The organism is Alkalibacterium indicireducens, from assembly GCF_039522005.1.
GTDB classification, from domain to species: Bacteria; Bacillota; Bacilli; order Lactobacillales; family Carnobacteriaceae_A; genus Alkalibacterium; species Alkalibacterium indicireducens.
This window is the reverse complement of the sequence record NZ_BAAADA010000064.1, coordinates 1-4,129: the sequence shown is the minus strand read 5'-3', so window position 1 is coordinate 4,129 and position 4,129 is coordinate 1. Positions and strand designations below refer to the sequence as shown.

Below are 4,129 nucleotides of genomic sequence, written 5' to 3'. Positions count from 1 at the left end.
TCGCCTTTTCTCTCTTTCTTTCTGTCAGATTTGTATACGTTTCCTTATTTTACCTTTGCTGGAGACATTTGGCAAGAAAAAAAGGCAATGTGATCCAGCAGTGTATTCACGTCTGCTGGATCACATTGCCTTTTTTCGCCTCTTTTTTATCGGTATAGAATGCTTTTCTACACTCAACCGGTCAGCATGTTTCTGACCATCTACTGCATTATAATCACTCAATACAACTTTAGCGCCTTTATCAAGGAACGCTTCTACTGTAGCCAGACCGATTCCTGATGCGCCACCCGTAATGACTGCCACCTTGCCTTTTAAATCGAACATCCAACACACATCCTTATTCGTATTTTATTTCACAAACTCATTATACTATACCTGAATACATAATCAAGAGAAAGTGCTTACATTATTAATGTATCAAGGAAAGTTCAGAAAATGATGAATAATAGATACGATTGAATTACTTTAGAACAATACCTCCCATCATTTTGAAATGCTAGTTCCCTGTCATTTAGTCACTGTGCACAAAACGCTTACACTGATTTTGTGCACGTTTACATAGTGGGAGAAAAACGTTTCCATTACAATAGGTATTGTCAACTAATCAATGAATTTGATTCATTCTTACTGAGAATCAATATAATCTTAAACAGGAAAGGTGATTACCTATGGTAGAAATGGCAATGAAGAATATTTATAAACGTTACGACAACTCAGATGATTTTGCGGTATCTGATTTTGATATGAGAGTTAAAGACCGCGAATTTATCGTATTCGTTGGACCTTCTGGTTGTGGTAAATCCACTACACTTCGTATGATCGCAGGACTTGAAGAAATCACTGACGGAGAACTTTGGATCGGCGACACGATGATGAATGATGTCGCACCTAAAGACCGTGACATCGCGATGGTGTTCCAGAACTACGCGCTGTACCCGCACATGACTGTATTTGACAATATGGCATTTGGTCTTAAACTACGTAAATATAAAAAAGATGAGATTAAAGACCGTGTGGAAAATGCGGCAAGCATATTAGGGCTGACTGATTTTCTAGACCGTAAACCAGCTGCACTATCTGGTGGACAGCGTCAGCGTGTAGCTCTAGGACGTGCGATCGTTCGTGATGCTAAAGTATTCCTGATGGATGAACCTCTGTCAAACTTGGATGCTAAGCTGCGTGTAGCCATGCGTGCTGAAATTGCAAAACTTCACCAGCGTCTGAACACAACTTCAATCTACGTTACACATGACCAGACTGAAGCGATGACAATGGCTGACCGCATCGTTATCCTGAAAGACGGATTCATCCAGCAAATCGGAACACCTAAAGAAGTATATGACACCCCTGTTAACATTTTCGTTGGTGGGTTTATTGGATCTCCTGCGATGAACTTCTTTGATGTCACTCTTCAAGGGAACAAAATTTCCAACGGAGACGGATTAACCGTCGAAGTGCCTCAAGGGAAACTGAAAACTCTTAGCGATAAAGGATACAAAGATGGAGCTAAACTTGTATTTGGTATCCGTCCTGAAGACATCAAGAGTGAGCAGGTTGCACTGGATGCTTCTCCTGGAACAGTTGTAACATCTAAAGTAACTGTTTCTGAGCTTCTAGGTGCTGAAACAATGCTTTACTCACAAGTCGGCTCTCTTGAGTTTATCGCTCGAGTTGATGCTCGTGACTACCACAGACCTGGTGAGAATGTGGACTTGGCCTTCGATATGGGTAAATCACACTTCTTCGATCCAGAAACTACTAACGTTATCCGTTAAGACGAGGTAAGGTTGGTCAACTAAATACGCCCCCTTTTTTCCTCTCTGAATTACATATAATGTGTAATCAGAGAGGTTTTTTTTAGTATATAAACTGGTCGTTTATAAAGCAGCAAGTTTAGTGTAAAATAGACTTATTACACTATCAACTGAAGGTATGGAAAGGGGTCAGCAATCTGTTTCAGTTTAATTGAAGAAACAGGAGATATTATGACTAGGATTAGAGGATTTGAAATTGTAGATAAGTATAAAGATCAGGGACTGAGTCTGCCTAAACGGGCAACAAAAGGATCTGCAGGGTATGATTTGACGGCTTCTCAGGATATTGTCATTCCGTCAGTATTTAAGGCTATGCAGGCAGGGAATTTTGAAGGAAACCCGGTTGGTTCCACACTTATTCCGACAGGTGTCAAGGCGTATATGCCTGAAAATGAGTACCTGCTTCTGGCGAACCGCTCGAGCAATCCGATGAAGCGGCAGCTGGCTGTACCTAATGGCATTGGGGTCATCGATTCGGACTATTACAATAACGACGGCAATGAGGGCGAAATTTTTGTTCAGATCATTAATTATGGCCTTGAAGATGTAGAGATCAAAAAAGGTGAACGAATTGCTCAGGGGATTTTCACTCAATACGAAACAGCAGATCAGGAAACAGATGACTTTTCAGTACGTACAGGCGGATTTGGATCAAGCGGAAGATAATTTCAGGCTGAAGGAGTTAATAGATTGGCAAAGAAGAAAGCAACGGTATTTGTATGTCAGAACTGCGGATATGAATCACCCAAGTATCTAGGGAAGTGTCCCAGCTGCGGCTCATGGAATCAGATGGTCGAAGAGAAGCTGCCGGATAAGACTGACAGCCGAAGCAGAGTGACGATCAGTGGAAAAACTTCCAAGGCTGAGCCGATCACTGACATTACAATCGAAAAGGAAGAACGGGTCAAGACTGACCTGACAGAATTCAACAGAGTCTTAGGCGGAGGAGTCGTTCCAGGATCGCTCGTGCTGATCGGTGGAGATCCGGGAATCGGAAAATCGACTTTGCTGCTTCAGGTTTCTGCTCAGTTGAACCAGAATGGCGGAAAGGTCCTGTATGTATCAGGAGAGGAAAGTGCCTCTCAGATTAAGATGCGGGCTGAACGGCTCGAGCTGCGAGGTTCCGACTTTTATCTGTATGCTGAAACGGAAGTCAGTGCCATTCAGGAGACGATTGAAGAATTGAAGCCGGATTATGTGGTCATTGACTCGATCCAGACCATGCATCATGCCGGAATCGACAGTGCGTCCGGAAGTGTGTCACAGGTCAGGGAGTCGACGTCGACTTTAATGCAGATCGCCAAGATGAATGACATTGCGATTTTCATTGTCGGACACGTGACCAAGGAAGGGGCGATCGCCGGTCCACGTATGCTCGAGCATATGGTGGATACGGTGCTTTACTTTGAAGGCGAACGGCATCACACCTTCCGTATCTTACGTGCTGTCAAGAACCGTTTCGGCTCGACCAATGAGATAGGAATCTTTGAAATGAAAAATGGCGGACTGGAAGAAGTGCTCAATCCTTCCCAGCTCTTCCTGGAAGAAAGACTGTCCGGAGCAACTGGGTCAGCTGTCGTTGCTGCGATGGAAGGGACCCGGCCGATCCTGGTCGAGATTCAGTCTCTGATTTCTCCGACAGTATTCGGTAATGCTAAACGAACGGCAAGCGGGCTGGATTATTCACGTGTGTCGCTGATCATGGCTGTACTGGAAAAGCGTGCAGGTCTGCTTCTTCAGAATCAGGATGCCTACCTTAAAGCGGCAGGTGGCGTTAAACTGGACGAACCGGCAATCGATCTGTCCATTGCCATCAGTATTGCTTCAAGCTACAAGGAAAAAGAGACGCGTCCGACCGACTGCTTCATTGGAGAAATTGGGCTGACCGGAGAAATCCGTCGCGTCTCTAAAATTGATCAGCGGGTGAATGAGGCTGCCAAGCTTGGATTCAAACGGGTTTTTCTACCGAAAAACAATATGGACGGCTGGGACTTCCCTGAAAATATAGAAATTATAGGATGTACGACACTTGCTGATGCAATCAGACGCGCTTTTTCTTAAATTGAAAAAGCGCCATGCGTCAGTTTCAGCTGATCAGCTGTTATACTAGACTAATAGACAAAATAAAGGTAACTCCCAATAATCTATGAAAAATTATGTTTCCCAAATTTCTCGTTGCTCGTATGATGATTTCTGTCGATGAAGGTAATATAATCCAATCATTGTCTGGATTATACAGCTTTATAACAGATCCAGTAAAGCAACGAGAAGTATAAGAAGGCATGTTTAAAAAACTTCGTTTTTTTGAAGTTTTT

The 4,129-nt window shown here is 43.3% G+C and carries 4 protein-coding genes; 3 read left to right on the top strand and 1 reads right to left on the bottom strand.

Annotated elements, in window-relative coordinates:
- Positions 1-120: 120 nt before the first annotated feature.
- Positions 121-324, bottom strand: a complete 204-nt coding sequence (locus ABFX15_RS04160) for an SDR family NAD(P)-dependent oxidoreductase (protein ID WP_346024241.1) — start codon at positions 322-324, stop codon at positions 121-123.
- Positions 325-668: 344 nt separating this feature from the next.
- On the opposite strand from ABFX15_RS04160, the gene ABFX15_RS04155 reads away from it, so the two are divergent.
- The 3 genes from ABFX15_RS04155 to radA all read left to right on the top strand — a co-directional run bounded on the left by ABFX15_RS04155 (position 669) and on the right by radA (position 3,875).
- Entirely contained in the window at positions 669-1,775 is a 1,107-nt protein-coding gene (locus ABFX15_RS04155; protein ID WP_346024240.1) for an ABC transporter ATP-binding protein, read from the top strand.
- 210 nt (positions 1,776-1,985) lie between these two features.
- Complete coding sequence (locus ABFX15_RS04150) at positions 1,986-2,480, top strand: dCTP deaminase/dUTPase family protein (RefSeq protein ID WP_346024239.1); 495 nt, start codon at positions 1,986-1,988, stop codon at positions 2,478-2,480.
- A 24-nt stretch (positions 2,481-2,504) separates the two neighbouring features.
- Complete coding sequence (gene radA / locus ABFX15_RS04145) at positions 2,505-3,875, top strand: DNA repair protein RadA (RefSeq protein ID WP_346024238.1); 1,371 nt, start codon at positions 2,505-2,507, stop codon at positions 3,873-3,875.
- Positions 3,876-4,129 lie beyond the last annotated feature (254 nt).